The organism is Pantoea sp. R13S299 (assembly GCF_048515925.1).
Taxonomy (GTDB): Bacteria; Pseudomonadota; Gammaproteobacteria; order Enterobacterales; family Enterobacteriaceae; genus Pantoea.
Window position 1 is genome coordinate 60,605 of the sequence record NZ_JBLYEF010000005.1, and the last position, 15,084, is coordinate 75,688.

Annotated in this window: 16 protein-coding genes; 10 read left to right on the forward strand and 6 right to left on the reverse strand. The window is 56.9% G+C overall.

The genetic code is table 11. The features are described 5' to 3' along the window. Nucleotides 1-8 precede the first annotated feature (8 nt). The gene (locus tag ACN1CO_RS19385) at nt 9-512 is read left to right on the forward strand and encodes a TIGR00645 family protein (RefSeq protein WP_419140330.1); all 504 of its coding nucleotides are present in this window, start codon (nt 9-11) and stop codon (nt 510-512) included. A gap of 34 nt (nt 513-546) precedes the next feature. Here ACN1CO_RS19385 and ACN1CO_RS19390 read toward each other — a convergent pair whose 3' ends face one another. After that, nucleotides 547-1,515: a LysR family transcriptional regulator gene (locus ACN1CO_RS19390; protein ID WP_419140331.1), complete on the reverse strand. Its 969-nt coding sequence runs from the start codon at nt 1,513-1,515 to the stop codon at nt 547-549. A gap of 93 nt (nt 1,516-1,608) precedes the next feature. On the opposite strand from ACN1CO_RS19390, the gene ACN1CO_RS19395 reads away from it, so the two are divergent. The 4 genes from ACN1CO_RS19395 (at nt 1,609) to ACN1CO_RS19410 (ending at nt 5,651) form a co-directional block, all read left to right on the forward strand. Next, nucleotides 1,609-2,811: an MFS transporter gene (locus ACN1CO_RS19395; RefSeq protein WP_419140332.1), complete on the forward strand. Its 1,203-nt coding sequence runs from the start codon at nt 1,609-1,611 to the stop codon at nt 2,809-2,811. Between the two features lie 61 nt (nt 2,812-2,872). Then, nucleotides 2,873-4,219: a cation:proton antiporter gene (locus ACN1CO_RS19400; RefSeq protein WP_419140333.1), complete on the forward strand. Its 1,347-nt coding sequence runs from the start codon at nt 2,873-2,875 to the stop codon at nt 4,217-4,219. A 22-nt stretch (nt 4,220-4,241) separates the two neighbouring features. Next, entirely contained in the window at nt 4,242-4,586 is a 345-nt protein-coding gene (locus tag ACN1CO_RS19405) for a hypothetical protein (protein ID WP_090966944.1), read from the forward strand. Nucleotides 4,587-4,754: 168 nt separating this feature from the next. After that, entirely contained in the window at nt 4,755-5,651 is an 897-nt protein-coding gene (locus tag ACN1CO_RS19410) for an alpha/beta hydrolase (RefSeq protein WP_419140334.1), read from the forward strand. Nucleotides 5,652-5,762: 111 nt separating this feature from the next. Here the strand turns inward: ACN1CO_RS19410 and gorA are convergent, their stop codons facing one another. Then, nucleotides 5,763-7,115 (reverse strand): glutathione-disulfide reductase, encoded by a 1,353-nt coding sequence (gene gorA, locus ACN1CO_RS19415; RefSeq protein ID WP_419140335.1) that lies wholly within the window; start codon nt 7,113-7,115, stop codon nt 5,763-5,765. 127 nt (nt 7,116-7,242) lie between these two features. Between gorA and rnz the strand changes: the two genes are divergently transcribed. Next, nucleotides 7,243-8,154: a ribonuclease Z gene (gene rnz, locus ACN1CO_RS19420; protein ID WP_419140336.1), complete on the forward strand. Its 912-nt coding sequence runs from the start codon at nt 7,243-7,245 to the stop codon at nt 8,152-8,154. On the opposite strand, the gene ACN1CO_RS19425 is transcribed toward rnz, so the two are convergent. Together ACN1CO_RS19425 and ACN1CO_RS19430 are read right to left on the reverse strand one after the other, a co-directional pair. Then, nucleotides 8,151-8,969: a lysostaphin resistance A-like protein gene (locus ACN1CO_RS19425; RefSeq protein ID WP_419140337.1), complete on the reverse strand. Its 819-nt coding sequence runs from the start codon at nt 8,967-8,969 to the stop codon at nt 8,151-8,153. The two genes, rnz and ACN1CO_RS19425, sit on opposite strands and share 4 nt — an antisense overlap. 6 nt (nt 8,970-8,975) lie before the next feature. Then, nucleotides 8,976-9,818, reverse strand: coding sequence for a 23S rRNA (adenine(2030)-N(6))-methyltransferase RlmJ (locus ACN1CO_RS19430; protein WP_419140338.1), 843 nt, complete (start codon nt 9,816-9,818; stop codon nt 8,976-8,978). 34 nt (nt 9,819-9,852) lie between these two features. Between ACN1CO_RS19430 and ACN1CO_RS19435 the strand changes: the two genes are divergently transcribed. Genes ACN1CO_RS19435 through rsmJ form a run of 3 tightly spaced genes read left to right on the forward strand, consistent with a single transcriptional unit; the run spans nt 9,853 to nt 13,045 of the window. Beyond that, nucleotides 9,853-10,185: a hypothetical protein gene (locus tag ACN1CO_RS19435; RefSeq protein WP_419140339.1), complete on the forward strand. Its 333-nt coding sequence runs from the start codon at nt 9,853-9,855 to the stop codon at nt 10,183-10,185. A 50-nt stretch (nt 10,186-10,235) separates the two neighbouring features. Next, nucleotides 10,236-12,278, forward strand: coding sequence for an oligopeptidase A (gene prlC / locus ACN1CO_RS19440; RefSeq protein ID WP_419140340.1), 2,043 nt, complete (start codon nt 10,236-10,238; stop codon nt 12,276-12,278). A gap of 8 nt (nt 12,279-12,286) precedes the next feature. After that, complete coding sequence (gene rsmJ, locus ACN1CO_RS19445; RefSeq protein WP_419140341.1) at nt 12,287-13,045, forward strand: 16S rRNA (guanine(1516)-N(2))-methyltransferase RsmJ; 759 nt, start codon at nt 12,287-12,289, stop codon at nt 13,043-13,045. 191 nt (nt 13,046-13,236) lie between these two features. On the opposite strand, the gene ACN1CO_RS19450 is transcribed toward rsmJ, so the two are convergent. Continuing rightward, on the reverse strand, nt 13,237-13,479 hold the full coding sequence (locus ACN1CO_RS19450; RefSeq protein ID WP_419140342.1) for a hypothetical protein: 243 nt from the start codon (nt 13,477-13,479) through the stop codon (nt 13,237-13,239). Between the two features lie 407 nt (nt 13,480-13,886). Continuing rightward, on the reverse strand, nt 13,887-14,324 hold the full coding sequence (gene uspA / locus ACN1CO_RS19455; protein ID WP_419140343.1) for a universal stress protein UspA: 438 nt from the start codon (nt 14,322-14,324) through the stop codon (nt 13,887-13,889). Between the two features lie 414 nt (nt 14,325-14,738). Here uspA and uspB point away from each other — a divergent pair, with 414 nt between their 5' ends. Continuing rightward, on the forward strand, nt 14,739-15,074 hold the full coding sequence (uspB, locus tag ACN1CO_RS19460) for a universal stress protein UspB (protein ID WP_003852126.1): 336 nt from the start codon (nt 14,739-14,741) through the stop codon (nt 15,072-15,074). Nucleotides 15,075-15,084: the final 10 nt, after the last annotated feature.

Consider the following 15,084-nt stretch of genomic DNA (forward strand, 5'->3'; position numbering starts at 1 on the left):
GGGATTGTATGGAACGTTTTACCGAAAACCTGATGTATGCATCGCGCTGGTTGCTGGCCCCGGTTTACATTGGACTTTCGCTGGGATTGCTGGCGCTGACCATTAAATTTTTCCAGGAAATTTTCCACCTGCTGCCCAACATTTTCAGCATTGCGGAAAACGATCTGATCCTGCTGCTGCTGTCGCTGGTCGACATGACACTGGTGGGCGGTCTGCTGGTGATGGTGATGCTGTCGGGTTATGAGAACTTCATCTCTAAACTCGATATCGACGAAGACAAAGAGAAGCTGAGCTGGCTGGGCAAGATGGACTCCGGCTCGCTGAAAAACAAAGTCGCTGCCTCCATCGTCGCCATCTCCTCGATTCACCTGCTGCGGGTGTTTATGGAAGCGCGCAACGTCGAAAACGACAAGTTGATGTGGTACGTGATTATCCACCTGACCTTTGTGCTTTCCGCCTTTGTGATGGGCTGGCTGGATCAGATGTCGCGCGGCGACAAAAAACTGAAGTAACCCCTCTGGCGGCCCGCTGACGCGGGCGCCTGCTTTATCCTTTCCGCTCTGTTCCCCCTGAACGACCGGCTGGCTGCGAGGCCGGGCGCGTGCCCGCCAGTTGCGGCATCACCTCTTTGATCATCGCAAAAAAATGCTGCAGCCTGGCCGGGTAGTAACTCGCCCAGGGATAGGTCAGCCACACCGGCAGCGGTGGTGCCTGCCACGCGGGCATCAGCTGAACCAGACCGCCATCCGCTAAATCTTCCTGCACCGCCCATGATGAGACAATCGCCGCGCCCATACCGGCCAGCGCCGCTTTGCGCACCGCATATAAGCTGTCGCTGCTCAGCCGGGGCGTAATCGCCAGATTCACCGGCTGGCCGTCGTCAATCTTCTGCAACGCCACTTCGTTACGGTAAAAGCTGGTCAGCGCCAGCCACGGCAGATCGCGCAGCTGTTCAATCTGTTCTATCGGCGAATGCTGCGCCAGCAGGTGCGGTGCCGCCACCACAATCCGCGGCACTTCTGCCAGCAGAACCGCTACCACCGAGGGATCGGTTGGCGCGCCGACCTGAATGGCGCAGTCTACGTTCTCCGCCATAAAGTCGGGCGTGCGGTCATTCAGCATCCACTCGATATTGAGCCGGGGATAGCGGTGCAGATAATCCACCAGCGGGGCGATCAGCTGATCCTGACCAAAGGCGTGCGGGGCGCGCACCCGCAGCGTACCAACCGGGTCGGCACTGGCCCCGGTCAGCTCATCTTCCAGCGCATGCCAGGTCGCCAGCAGCTGCCGTGCCTGGGCATAGCAGCGTTCGCCATCATCGGTAAGCTTCAGCGCATGGGTGGTGCGCAGGATCAGCTTTAGCCCCAGCCGCTGCTCCAGGGTCTGCAGCCGACGGCTGACGGTGGGCTGTGTCGTACCGAGCTGGGCGGCGGCGGCGGATAAGCTGCCGCTCTCGACGATACGGATAAAGGTCTGCATCAGGTCGATGCGATCGCTGCTGTTAGGATTGTTCATACGTACCACGCATAACGGTTTTGCCTGTTGTCAGTCTACCGCGTATAACCGCGATGCGCTTTAATGGTGGTACGAAATGATGAGGATTACAGCATGTCAGCCATACAAACCCAGACTCAAAATGAATCGCTCTCTACGCCGCTGGTGTTTACCCTGGCCGCCGGTGCCGGACTCAGCGTTGCGTCGATTTACTACAGCCAGCCGATGCTGGATATCATCAGCAGGCAGTTTAACGCTGGCATTGGCGCAGTCGGCATGGTGCCGATGCTGACCCAGGCGGGCTATGCGCTGGGTATTCTGCTGCTGGCCCCGCTGGGCGATCGCCACGACCGCCGCACCATTATCTTTATCAAAGGTTTACTGCTGGTCGCGGCGCTGCTGCTGTGTGGTTTTTCCGGCGGACTCAGCGCGCTGCTGGTTGCCAGTTTTATCACCGGCCTGACTGCCACCGTGGCGCAGGATATTGTGCCCGCCTCGGCGGCGCTGGCCCCGGAACGCAGCCGGGGTAAAATCGTCGGCACGGTGATGACCGGGCTGCTGGTAGGCATCCTCTTGTCACGGGTAGTCAGTGGGGTGGTGGCGGAGTATTTCGGCTGGCGCACCATGTATATGATCGCCGCGCTGGCGGTGCTGCTGATTACGCTGACGCTGTGGCGGGTGCTGCCGCGCTTTGCACCCGGCACCTCGGTGAGCTATCCGCGCCTGTTGCTGTCTCTGGTGCATCTGTGGCGTCACCATCAGACGCTGCGCCGCGCCGCGCTGGCCCAGGGTCTGCTCTCCGTCGCTTTCAGCGCCTTCTGGTCAACGCTGGCGTTGATGCTCAGCGACCGCTTTCATCTCGACAGTGCGGTGGCTGGTGCCTTTGGCTTAGCCGGGGCAGCAGGCGCGATGGCGGCACCGCTGGCGGGCAGTTTTTCTGACCGCATCGGTCCGGCAAGAGTGACGCAGGCCGGTGCCGCGCTGGTGACGATCTCTTTTGCGCTGATGTTCCTGCTGCCGCTGCTGCCCATGCCGGCGCAGCTGGCGCTGATAGTCCTCTGTACCATCGGCTTTGATTTAGGGGTGCAGGCCACGCTGGTGGCACATCAGACGCTGGTCTACGGTCTGGCACCGGAAGCACGTAGTCGCCTGAATGCACTGCTGTTTACCGTGGTGTTTATCGGTATGGCGACCGGTGCGGCGTTGGGCAGTCTGGCGCTGGCTCACTGGGGCTGGAATGGCGTGGTTGCGCTCGCCACTTTAGCCGGTGCCGCGGCTCTCGCGGTCCGCTTCGCCAGTCGCCACCTGAAAAACTGACACCTCGCCCGTCAAAAAATGTGCCAGGCTTATTCATAAACCCGAAATATTGTGGAGTGTTATGAACTTTTTAGCCTGGACAGCAGCGACGGGCGGCCTTCTGCTGCTGATGTCGCTGGCTTCCGGTTGGATTCACCGGGGGCCAGTCACCTCATTTGGTCTGTTCCTGATCGCGGGCATGCTGTGCGGCCCGTGGGGATTTGATGTTATCCATCTCGATATCGTCACCCATTCCGAAGCCGTGGCCCATATCACTGAAATCACCATGGCGGCCTCGCTGTTTATCACCGGTCTCAAGCTGCGTCAGCCGCTGCAGAACAACTGCTGGCACACCGGGCTGAAACTGGCTTTTCCCGCCATGCTGCTCACCGTCGGCGCGATGACCCTGCTGGCGCACTTCCTGGTAGGATTAGACTGGCCGGTTGCGCTGGCGTTTGGGGCCATTGTCGCGCCCACCGATCCGGTGCTGGCGAGCTTAATCTCGGTCAACGATGCGCAGGATGATGACTCGCTGCGGGTGGCGATCTCCAGTGAAGCGGGCATGAACGATGGCTCCGCATTACCCCTGCTGATGCTGGCGCTGCTGCTGTTTAATGGCGAGAGCCTGAGTGGCGCGATGCTGGCGCACTGGGGCGCGGTCGAAGTGCTCTGGGCGATTGGCGGCGGTCTGATCATTGGCTTTGTTCTGGGGCAATTGATCGGCATGCTGGCGACCCGGCTGCGCAATGCGAATGGCGACGTTGCGCCCAATGATTTCCTGGCGCTGGCGCTGATTGCGCTGAGTTATTCGCTGGTGGAGTACCTGGGTGCCTCCGGCTTCCTGGCCGCCTTTGCCGCCGGACTGGGGTTACGCCGTGCCGAGCTGGGCGTGTTCCGTCGCCATCAGCCTGACGATCTCTCTGACGACGAGCGCGTGTTGCCCTCTGAGGCGCTGGTGAACCCTAACAAACGTCTGGCGCATCAGGGCGACAACAATATGGTGAAGTCGATTGGGTTTGTAGTAGGCGATGCCCTCTCTTTTGGCGATACTATTGAACGTTTACTGGCGGCTGGCATGATGGTGGTGCTGGGCGTCACACTGGCGCAGCACTGGAACATCTATGGCGTGCTGATTGGCCTGGTGCTGTTTGCGGTGGTGCGACCGCTGGCCGTCTGGCTGGTGACCGTGCGCGCCGGACTGCCACTGGGGCAGCGTCTGCTGATTGGCTGGCTGGGCATCCGGGGAATTGGCAGCCTGAACTACATCGCCTATGCCTGGACGCACGGCATGCAAGGCCCGCAGATGGAAATTATGACGAATATAGCGTTAACGCTGGTGGTCTGCAGCGTGGTGGTTCACGGCACCACCGTGACGCCGCTGCTGAACTGGCGTCAGAAGCGCCTCGAAGCCCGTCAGCGCAAGGTTTAACCCGAACGAACAGGAGTTAATAATGAAAGTGACTCAGATAGTGCTGCTGAGCATCCTCGCCACCGGCAGCGCGCTGGCAGCGGACGACACTGATACTGAGCAGAATGTTTATGCCAGTCAGTTGTGCCACATTGTCAGTGGCGAGAAAAAGGTCGCGAGTGCGGATCAATATGTTGAACAGATGAAATCTTCAGTGGCGAGCAGTCAGTCGTCATCGGCGATGAATCAGCCCGAATTCGATGAAGAGTCTGCGCGTGAAGTCGCCAGTGCCTGGCTGCAACTGGGTGACGATGAGCGTGCCAAACTGCGCGTTAACGAACAGCAGTGTGAGCAGGCCGTGATGGCGCAGTTCCAGCAGGAAGATTAACCACACGGAATGAAATAAAAACGCGCCTGCCGGGCGCGTTTTTTTATGGCTTTCCTGGGTCCATTGCGTACATAATCGCCAGCCATGGCACCAGACTTGCATTTGTTCATACTTCTTTAGCCTACCGCAACGGTTTGCTGACACTTCAGGCATCACACAACAGGCATTATGATTACGCGTCGACGCTTTATTCTCGGCACGGGAGCGCTCGGGCTCTCCATGACCACCGGCAAATTATTTGCCCGCGATGATATTATTCCCCTCTGGCCGGATGATCCGCCCGGCGGTGGCGGCCCATCCGGCCAGTTGCATATTAACAGCACCGGTTCCTGGTCAAATATCGTCAGCCCGGCAATTCAGCGCTTTAAACCGGAAAATCCGAATGGCGAAGCGGTATTAATTGCGGCGGGTGGCGGTTATCGCTGGATCGGCATGGGACGCGAAGCCTGGCCGGTGGCGCGCTGGCTCAATGCCAGTGGCTATACCGCCTATGTGCTCAGCTACCGGTTGCCGCATGAGAAGTGGCAGGCGGGTCGGCTGGCACCGCTACAGGATGCGCAGCGCGCCATCCGACTGGTGCGCTCTTTTGAGCGCAAGGTGCATGTGCTGGGCTTCTCGGCAGGTGGACATCTGCTGGGGCTGGCAGCGGCGCGGCCGGATTTTGAATCTTATCCGGCCATCGATCCGCTGGATGAAGTGGTGCCGAAAGTCGACAGCGTCGGCCTGATCTATCCGGTTATTACGCTGGAAGCGCCTTATCAGCATACCAACACACATCTGATGATGGTGGGCAAAAATGCCACCCCGCAGGATGAGGCGAACTGGTCAGTGCAGAACTTCGTGACCCGGCAATATCCGCCGACATTTCTGGCGCAGGCCGAGGACGATCACACCTCCAATCCCTTTAACACCGAGCTGATGCGTGACACCTGTCGCCGCAACCGCGTGCCGGTTGAGCTGATTCAGATTAGCAAAGGCGGGCATGGCTTTGGTCTTGGCAAGGCGGGAACGCCCGCGGCGCTATGGGATCAGGCGTATGTTCGCTGGCTGGATCGGGTTAGCTGAGTTGCACTGGCACGGTGCGTCACTGCACGTTACGGCCTGAAAACGGTTGTGAATACGGCAAAAAAACAGGCGACCTGAGTCGCCTGTCTTGTTTCTGAAGTCTGGTGCGGATTAACGCATTGTCACAAACTCTTCCGCTGCGGTCGGGTGGATCGCCACGGTGTTATCGAAGTCTTTCTTGGTGGCACCCATTTTCAGCGCCACGGCGAAGCCCTGCAGCATCTCATCCATACCGAATCCGATTCCATGAATGCCGACAATCTTCTCATCAGCGCCCACACAGACCAGCTTCATGCGGCACGGCTGACGATGCTGGGTGACCGCGGTGTACATGGCGGTAAACGACGATTTATAGACCTTCACCTGATCGTCGCCATACTGTTCGCGCGCCTGCGGCTCGGTCAGTCCCACGGTGCCAATCGGCGGATGGCTGAACACCACGGTCGGCACATTGCTGTAATCCAGATGCTCGTCCGGCTTGTTATTAAACAGACGCTCAGAGAGACGACGGCCTGCAGCAACCGCCACCGGCGTAAGCTCAACCGCACCGGTGTTGTCGCCCACGGCATAGACGCCTGACACGCTGGTGTTCTGGAATTTATCGACTTTGATATAGCCTTTGTCGTTCAGCGCCACGCCCGCGGCCTGAATATTGAGATTATCCGTTTCTGGCTCACGGCCAATCGCCCAGACCAGACAGTCGACGGTATAGTCATTGCCGTTTTCCAGCTGCAGCGTCAGGCTGCCATCGCTGTTTTTAATCACAGCTTTTGGAACAGATTCGGTGTGCAGCGCCGGGCCTTCGGTGTTCATCACTTCGACCAGCGTCTCGGTGAGCAGCGGATCGAAGCTGCGCAGCGGCGCATGTTTACGCACGAACAGGAGGGTTTCTGAACCCAGCGCATTTACCACGCCCGCCAGTTCGACCGCAATGTAGCCTGCGCCGATCACGGCGGTGCGTTTTGGCAGGGCATCCAGCTCGAAGAAGCCATCGGAATCAATACCGTACTCCGCACCCGGAATGTTGGGGTGAACCGGACGACCGCCGGTGGCGATCAGAATATGGTTAGCCGTGATAATCTCGCCGTTAACTTCAACGCTGTGCGCATCGACAAAGCGGGCAAAGCCTTTGATCACTTCGACTTTGTTTTTACCCAGCACGTTGTCGTAAGAGTTGTGGATGCGATCGATGTAGGCGCTGCGGTTTTTCACGAGCGTGGCCCAGTCGAAGCAGTTCACGGTGGTGTCGAAGCCATAGTCCGGCCCGTAGAGATGGATAGCTTCGGCGATTTGCGCGGCGTGCCACATGATTTTTTTCGGCACGCAACCCACGTTCACGCAGGTGCCGCCCAGCTCTTTCGCTTCAATCAGGGCACATTTCTGGCCATACATAGCTGCACGGTTAATCGAGGCGATGCCGCCGCTGCCGCCGCCAATGGCGAGATAGTCGAAATGTCGGGTCATTGAAGTATCCATCCGGTTGCATAAAAAATTGGGGTTGAGTGTAACGCTGCGGGTCGAAATGACGCAAAGTTTGCGCCTATGATTGTAATAGGGTTCTGTTTTTTATTCGCTTACAGGGAAGCATACCATGCACCTTACTTTTCTCGGCACCGGCGGCGGTGCTCCCAGCCTGCAACGTAACGTGACGTCCATTGCTTTTACCCGCGCGCTGAGTGGTGAAACCTGGCTGTTCGACTGCGGGGAAGGCACGCAATTACAGTTTATGCGCTCCAGCCTGAAACCAGGCAAGCTGGATAAGATTTTTATCACCCATCTGCATGGCGATCATATTTTCGGGCTGCCGGGATTACTCACCAGCCGGTCGATGGCCGGACTGGCCTCACCGATGACGGTTTATGGCCCCAAAGGATTAAAAACCTTTGTTGAGACGGCGCTGTCGATCAGCGGCTCCTACACCGACTATCCGCTGACCATTGTTGAGATTGAGGCGGGCTGGACGCTGGATGATGGTGAGTTTCGTATCAGTGCCTGGCCGCTGAGCCATCCGGTGGAGTGCTTTGGCTATCGCATTGAACAGCACGACAAACCCGGCCTGCTGAATGCCGCGCGGCTGAAAGCGGAAGGGGTACCACGCGGTCCGTGGTTCCAGCAGCTGAAGCAGGGGGAATGTGTGACGCTGGAGGATGGACGGGTCGTTAACGGTGCTGACTATCTTGGCCCGGCGACGCCCGGCAAAAAGCTGGCTATCTTTGGCGATACGGCACCCACGGAGGTCGCGCTGAAACTGGCGGCGGATGTTGACCTGATGGTGCATGAAACCACGCTGGAGGCGGCGATGATGGAAAAAGCCAACGGACGCGGGCACTCCACAACGCTGCAGGCAGCGGAAGTGGCAAAGCGCGCCGGGGCAAAACGGCTGATCGCCACCCATTTCAGCTCCCGCTATCTGGCAAAGGACATGAGCCGCCTGCTGGCAGAGTGCCAGACCATTTTCCCCTGCACCGAACTGGCCTCGGACCTGGCCGTATTCACTGTTTAGTGATGCAGTGCCGGATAAGTAAACAGCAACAGATGGGTGATATTCAGGGCAAAGTGCAGGGCGGTCGCCAGCCATAACCGGCCGCTCCAGTGCCACGCCAGACCGTAAAGCAGGCCAGCCAGGGAGGCGAACACCACCAGCAGCACGCCACCCTGGACATGGGCCAGTCCAAACAGCAGCGCGCTAATCAGCAGCGCGGGCATGCCGCCCAGCACCGCTCTCAGCCGCTGTTGCAGATAGCCCCGGAACAGCGCCTCTTCGGCCAGCGAGACAAAGAACAGATTCGCCAGCATAAACGCGGGCAGCCATGGTGGATTGTGAGGCTCAAAAGCCAGGCCACCCAGCAGCACCGCGCTACCCAGCAGCAGCGGCACGGCGGCGATTAACGCCAGCGCGGCGATCCACGGATAACGCGGCGGGCAGGCACGGGCGCGGAACAGCGTCGGCAGGCAGGCCAGCAGCACAAAGGGGATCAGCGCTTTATCGAAGTTGAAGGAAAAACTGAACGGCACGCTCTGCGCGCCAGCCTTCACCTCATCGACCTGCAGGGAGCTGTTAAAGCCGGGAAAGAGATGGAGAAACAATCCCAGCGAAATCAGCACCAGCAGTGCTTCGCTCAGTATTTGCTTTCGGGAATGAATCGGGTCAAAGCGGCGCAGTGCGACCAGTGCGGCGATCCCCGCCAGCAGGGGTAACACCGGCCACGTCAGGACCTGATGATAAAATCCCAGCAGCGCGGCGAGCGCTAACAGCAGTAGCGCCAGCCGCCGGGCGGGTTGCAGCGCGCCGAGCGCGCCTGCCAGCAGAATCCACATGGTGGTTTATTCAGGAACGATCTGGTTCACCACGAAGTGACCGGTACCGGCCGGAACCAGTTTTTTGTGCAGCCAAGGCAGCAGGGTATTCATCTGCTGGGCCAGCTTCCACGGCGGGTTAATCACGATCATGCCGGAGGCGGTCATGCCGCGCTGATCGCTGTCCGGACGGGCCGCCAGTTCGATCTGCAGAATATTTCGGATGCCAGTCGCTTCCAGGTCGCGCAACATATGTTTGATCTGCTGGCGTAACACCACCGGATACCACAGCGCAAAGACGCCGGTGCCAAAACGCTTATGGCCTTCCTGAATGCCTTTCACTACCGCCTGGTAGTCGCTTTTCATCTCATACGGCGGATCGATCAGCACCAGACCGCGACGCGACGGAGGTGGCAGTTTCGATTTTAACTGCTGATAGCCGTCGGCACGATCGACGCGCGCGCGGTCATCTTTGCTGAATTCGTTACGCAGCAGCGGGTAGTCGCTGGAGTGCAGCTCAGTGAGTTGCAGTCTGTCATCTTCACGCAGCAGATGACGGGCAATCAGTGGCGAGCCGGGATAGTAGCGCAGCGTGCCGCTACGGTTCAGCGTACGAATCGCATCAAAATAGGGTTGCAGCAATTCCGGCGCATCGGGCTGCTGCCAGATACGTGAGATGCCTTCCAGATATTCACCGGTACGCTCGGCGTGCTCGCCACTCAGCTGGTAGCGGCCTGCGCCCGCATGGGTATCCAGGTAGAAAAACGGTTTCTCTTTCTCTTTCAGCGCCGTGATGATCAGGCTCAGAACGGTGTGCTTCAGCACGTCGGCGTGGTTGCCAGCATGGAAGCTATGGCGATAACTCAGCATTGTTTATCCTGTTGAATGTATAAGGTTTTAATTGATGGAAAATCAATTTATACCAATTATTACCCCACGTATTACCCACAGAACGACGCACAGCAACCGACGCAGGAAAAGCATGAGAATCCGCGATTATATCAGGGATGACCCGCTGATGGGCCAGAAGCGTGATAACAAATCGGGATTGCAGGGCGGGGAGTTTAGTTTGTGGTTTTCTGGCGCGAAAAGCAGCCGCAAAACCTGCCCGGTGCACCAGCCAGATTTCGGGCATCAGACAAAAGCAGGCATCTTCCGTGCGGTGATCCGCGCGTTTCTTCCCCACCTCATCCTGGCTGCCATTGATTTTCGCTACACTAAGCCGCATGTTACTTAGATTGCGTTGCGCGACCCGCTGCGCCCCATACATCGATAAAGGACTGCGCTATGACCAATCCGCTACTGACATCTTTTACGCTACCCCCTTTTTCTGCCATTAAGCCTGAACATGCGGTGCCTGCCGTGACGGAAGTGCTGAGCCACTGTCGCGCTGAAGTCGAAAAAGTCGTGGCGCAGGGTGCGCCGTACACCTGGGATAATCTGGTTCAGCCGCTGGCGGAAACCGACGATCGCCTGAGCCGTATTTTCTCACCGGTCAGCCATCTTAACGCGGTAAAAAACAGCCCGGAACTGCGTGAAGCCTATGAGCAGACGCTGCCGCTGCTCTCTGAATACAGCACCTGGGTCGGTCAGCATGAAGGCCTCTATCAGGCGTATCGCAACCTCAAAGAGGGTGAACAGTACGCGGCTCTGGATCTGGCGCAGAAGAAAGCGGTCGATAACGCCCTGCGTGATTTCGAACTCTCCGGTATCGGCCTGCCAAAAGATAAACAGCAGCGCTTTGGCGAAATTGCCGCGCGCCTCTCTGAGCTGGGTTCGGCTTACAGCAACAACGTGCTCGATGCGACCATGGGCTGGAGCAAGCTGATCACCGATGAAAGCGAGCTGGCCGGTATGCCGGAAAGCGCGATGGCGGCGGCGAAAGCTCAGGCTGAGGCCAAAGAGCAGGAAGGCTGGTTGCTGACGCTGGATATCCCAAGCTATCTGCCGGTCATGACCTACTGCGACAACGCCGCGCTGCGCGAAGAGATGTATCGCGCCTATGCGACGCGCGCTTCCGATCAGGGCCCGAATGCCGGTAAGTGGGATAACGGTCCGATCATGGCGGAAGAGCTGGCGCTGCGTCATGAGCTGGCACAGCTGCTGGGCTTCGACACCTACGCCGATAAATCGCTGGCGACTAAGATGGCGCAAAGCCCGTCTCAGGTCATCGACTTCCTGAATGACCTGGCTGAGCGCGCCCGTCCGCAGGGTGAAAAAGAGCTGGAGCAGCTGCGCGCCTTTGCGCAGAAAGAACATGGCGTTGAGCAGCTTAATCCGTGGGATCTCACTTATTACGGTGAAAAGCAGAAGCAGCATCTTTATACCATCAGCGATGAGCAGCTGCGTCCTTACTTCCCGGAAGAACGTGCGGTCGCCGGTCTGTTTGAAGTGGTAAAACGCATTTACGGTATCACTGCGAAGCAGCGTACCGATGTCGAGGTTTACCATCCTGATGTGAAGTTCTTCGATCTGTTCGACGAAACCGGCGAACTGCGCGGCAGCTTCTATCTCGACCTCTATGCCCGCGAGCACAAACGTGGCGGTGCGTGGATGGATGACTGCGTTGGGCAGATGCGTAAAGCCGATGGCAGCCTGCAGAAGCCTGTTGCCTACCTGACCTGTAACTTTAACCGTCCGGTGAAAGGCAAACCTGCGCTGTTCACCCATGACGAAGTGATCACCCTGTTCCATGAGTTTGGTCATGGCCTGCACCACATGCTGACCCGCATCGAAGCGCCTGGCGTTTCCGGTATCAGCGGTGTGCCATGGGATGCGGTCGAACTGCCAAGCCAGTTTATGGAAAACTGGTGCTGGGAACCGGATGCGCTGGCATTTATCTCGGGTCACTTTGAAACTGGCGAACCCCTGCCGAAAGCGTTGCTGGATAAAATGCTGGCCGCCAAGAACTATCAGGCCGCGCTGTTTATCCTTCGTCAGCTGGAGTTCGGCCTGTTCGATTTCCGTCTGCACACCGAGTTTAACCCGGAGAAAGGCGCTCAGATTCTGGAAACCCTGCGCGAAGTGAAAAGCCGCGTGGCAGTCGTTCCGAGTCCGGAATGGGGCCGTTTCCCGCACGCTTTCAGCCACATCTTTGCCGGTGGCTATGCGGCGGGTTACTACAGCTATCTCTGGGCAGACGTGCTGGCGGCAGATGCTTACTCCCGCTTCGAAGAGGAGGGCATCTTCAACCGCGAAACCGGTCAGTCCTTCCTGGATAACATCCTGACGCGTGGCGGTTCTGAAGAACCGATGGAGCTGTTCAAACGCTTCCGTGGGCGTGAGCCGCAGCTCGATGCGATGCTGGAACATTACGGCATTCAGGGATAAGTCAGTTTGTGAAAATCTGTTTACTCGATGAATCAGGCGCCGGAGACGGCGCCTTATCACTTTTAGCGCAGCGCTGGCAGCTGGAGCACGATGAAGAGTCGCTGCTGGCGCTGGTGCAGACCCCAACGCACCTTGAACTGCGCAAGCGTGATGAGCCTAAGCTGGGCGGTATTTTTGTTGATTTCGTCACTGGCGCGATGGCACATCGCCGTCGCTTCGGTGGTGGACGCGGTGAGGCCGTCGCCAAAGCGGTTGGCATTAAAGGCGGTTATCTGCCGGATGTGGTTGATGCGACTGCGGGACTGGGCCGTGATGCGTTTGTGCTGGCGGCGCTCGGCTGCCGGGTGCGGATGCTCGAGCGTCATCCGGTGGTGGCAGCGCTACTGGAAGATGGTTTGCAGCGTGGTTATCAGGATGCGGAAATTGGCCCCTGGCTGCGTGATCGCCTGACGCTGATTCATGCGGCCAGCGCGCAGGCGCTGGGGGATATCACGCCGCAGCCGGATGTGGTTTATCTCGATCCGATGTATCCCCATCGCCAGAAAAGTGCGCTGGTGAAAAAGGAGATGCGGGTATTCCAGTCGCTGGTCGGGCCGGATGAAGATGCAGATGCATTACTGGAACCAGCGCGTCGGCTGGCGAAGAAACGGATTGTGGTAAAACGTCCAGACTATGCTCCGCCGCTTGCGGGTGTGGTAACGCAGGCGGCCGTGGTCACGAAAAGTCATCGCTTCGATATTTATCCCCCGCTGGTCGGTTCGGTTTAAGCGAATGATAATCTGAAGCGGTTGCTTCAGATCATAATATCTGGCCTGGATATTCACGGGTACGTGATCTGAAAGCGAACGGTTTATACTATTACGCTAAAACTATTGCGCTAAATAAAAAGCCTGCCTGAAAGAGTATCAGGCAGGCTTTAATTAACCGCATTTAAAATAATACGGTGACGCTGATTCTATCAGGCAGCTAATTTAGTCAGGAAACCTGAAAATGCGCTCAGGAAGCCTTTGGCAAAATTCAGGCCAATCGCTTTGTAAGTCAGACCCAGAGTCTGGCCCAGATCAGTGCTTTCCTTGATTGATGCGAAGGTGCTGTCGTATAAACCTGAAACCTCAGTCAGTGCAGTATTAACTTCACCCAGGAATTCAGTCAGGCCCGCGCCGCTAACTGCAGCAATTTCTGTCTGGTTGATTTCTCTCATTTTTAATATCCTTATTGGTTTTTTAAAATAATGGGGATCATTATTCTGCTTTATCTGTTGCCTGCGCAGCAGATAAGCCAGTGAAAGATAACGGATGCATTAACCTTTTCCTATAGTAAAGTTTTGATAAATCCCGCATTGCTATTAATAAAATTTTTCTCATTAGCGACTGGATGAATCAGCAATGTAACGATTGCTTTGGATTTATGTAGAGGGTTGTAAGTCAAAGCGCTAAAGGGAGAGGGTGTTAATGTATTTCAGGAATTAAAAATAAGTGTGTTCTTAGTTTTATTTTAATTCAGGCGGAGCTGATCAGGAATTAAAAGTTTAAATAGCGGATGTGAGAAAAGCGTAAATCTATTCAGGCCGATAAAAAAGCCGGCTTGCACCGGCTTTAATAACAGCGATTACTCGTCGTCTTCATCGCGCAGCGGCACGATCAGCATGTCGATGTGCACGGTGTTGATCAACTGACGGGCTGAGGACATCAGCTTGCTCCAGAAATCCTGATGATAACCACACACCACCAGGTCAACGTCATATTTCTTGATCGCATCAACCAGAACCTGGCCGAGGTCGCCACTGCCGCTCAGCGTTTCACTGATCGGATAGCCCGCCGCATCTGATAACCCTTTCAGCGCCGCATGCGTCTCTTCAGAGATGCGCTTCTGCATATCCCCTAAGTTGACATCAATCAGACCGGTGTAGAGGTCGGAGTAATTCACATCAACGTGAATCAGGGAAATTCTGGCATCGTACGGACGAGCCAGTGAGACGGCCTTATCCACCAGCAACTGGCTTTCGGGAGAAAGGTCGACTGCAATCAGGATGTGTTTATAAGCCATGATAAAACTCCTTTCACGAGATTAAGGATGGCATCCGGTGTTCCTGCCGCGTCACAGCTTAGCGAAATCCTTTGCGCGAGCGGGCGATGAGCGCCACCAAAGTGTTTACCTGCGATACAGGTGATGATGTTGTTATGTCCTGAGTATAGCCTTCTCTGACTGCAAATGCTGCCGTTGCCGCCTGGCTTATGAATAAGATCAAGGCTATGCCGGATTTACTCGCGCTGAACGAAAATCATCGTTGGAAAAAATGTAAAGAAATCTCCTACACTGAAAAAAGGCGGACCGGTTCACAGCCGCTCAGGGGGTCGAAAACTTTCGCAGTCCGGTGATTCAGTGGCTGGTTTTTTCTGCAGGCGGGCACAGTGTCTGACGCTGAGTCTGTTGCTGCGATGCCAGCCGGGAGGGGAGAATATGATCAGCACTATTGCGCTTTTTTGGGCTCTTTGTGTGGTGTGTATCGTGAATATGGCGCGCTATTTTTCGTCTCTGCGCGCGCTGCTGGCGGTATTACGGGGTTGTGATCCACTGCTGTATCAGTATGTCGATGGGGCAGGTTTTTTCACCTCTCACGGTCAGCCGAGCAAGCAGGTGCGTCTGGTGACCTATATCTGGGCAAAACGCTATCTTGATCATCACGACGATGAGTTTATCCGGCGCTGCGAGCGGGTGCGGGGGCAGTTTGTTCTGACCAGTGCGCTGTGTGGACTGGTGGTCATCAGTCTGGTCGCGCTGGCGATCTGGCATTAAAAAAGGGCGA

Excerpts from the sequence above, each read along its gene's own strand:
- ACN1CO_RS19425 (WP_419140337.1), bottom strand. The coding sequence starts at position 8,969 with ATGTGGATTCTGCTGGCAGGCGCGCTCGGCGCGCTGCAACCCGCCCGG.
- uspB (WP_003852126.1), top strand. The coding sequence starts at position 14,739 with ATGATCAGCACTATTGCGCTTTTTTGGGCTCTTTGTGTGGTGTGTATC.
- ACN1CO_RS19430 (WP_419140338.1), bottom strand. The coding sequence starts at position 9,818 with ATGCTGAGTTATCGCCATAGCTTCCATGCTGGCAACCACGCCGACGTG.
- ACN1CO_RS19385 (WP_419140330.1), top strand. The coding sequence starts at position 9 with ATGGAACGTTTTACCGAAAACCTGATGTATGCATCGCGCTGGTTGCTG.
- ACN1CO_RS19400 (WP_419140333.1), top strand. The coding sequence starts at position 2,873 with ATGAACTTTTTAGCCTGGACAGCAGCGACGGGCGGCCTTCTGCTGCTG.
- gorA (WP_419140335.1), bottom strand. The coding sequence starts at position 7,115 with ATGACCCGACATTTCGACTATCTCGCCATTGGCGGCGGCAGCGGCGGC.
- uspA (WP_419140343.1), bottom strand. The coding sequence starts at position 14,324 with ATGGCTTATAAACACATCCTGATTGCAGTCGACCTTTCTCCCGAAAGC.
- ACN1CO_RS19390 (WP_419140331.1), bottom strand. The coding sequence starts at position 1,515 with ATGAACAATCCTAACAGCAGCGATCGCATCGACCTGATGCAGACCTTT.
- prlC (WP_419140340.1), top strand. The coding sequence starts at position 10,236 with ATGACCAATCCGCTACTGACATCTTTTACGCTACCCCCTTTTTCTGCC.
- ACN1CO_RS19395 (WP_419140332.1), top strand. The coding sequence starts at position 1,609 with ATGTCAGCCATACAAACCCAGACTCAAAATGAATCGCTCTCTACGCCG.
- ACN1CO_RS19435 (WP_419140339.1), top strand. The coding sequence starts at position 9,853 with ATGGAAAATCAATTTATACCAATTATTACCCCACGTATTACCCACAGA.
- ACN1CO_RS19410 (WP_419140334.1), top strand. The coding sequence starts at position 4,755 with ATGATTACGCGTCGACGCTTTATTCTCGGCACGGGAGCGCTCGGGCTC.
- rnz (WP_419140336.1), top strand. The coding sequence starts at position 7,243 with ATGCACCTTACTTTTCTCGGCACCGGCGGCGGTGCTCCCAGCCTGCAA.
- ACN1CO_RS19405 (WP_090966944.1), top strand. The coding sequence starts at position 4,242 with ATGAAAGTGACTCAGATAGTGCTGCTGAGCATCCTCGCCACCGGCAGC.
- ACN1CO_RS19450 (WP_419140342.1), bottom strand. The coding sequence starts at position 13,479 with ATGAGAGAAATCAACCAGACAGAAATTGCTGCAGTTAGCGGCGCGGGC.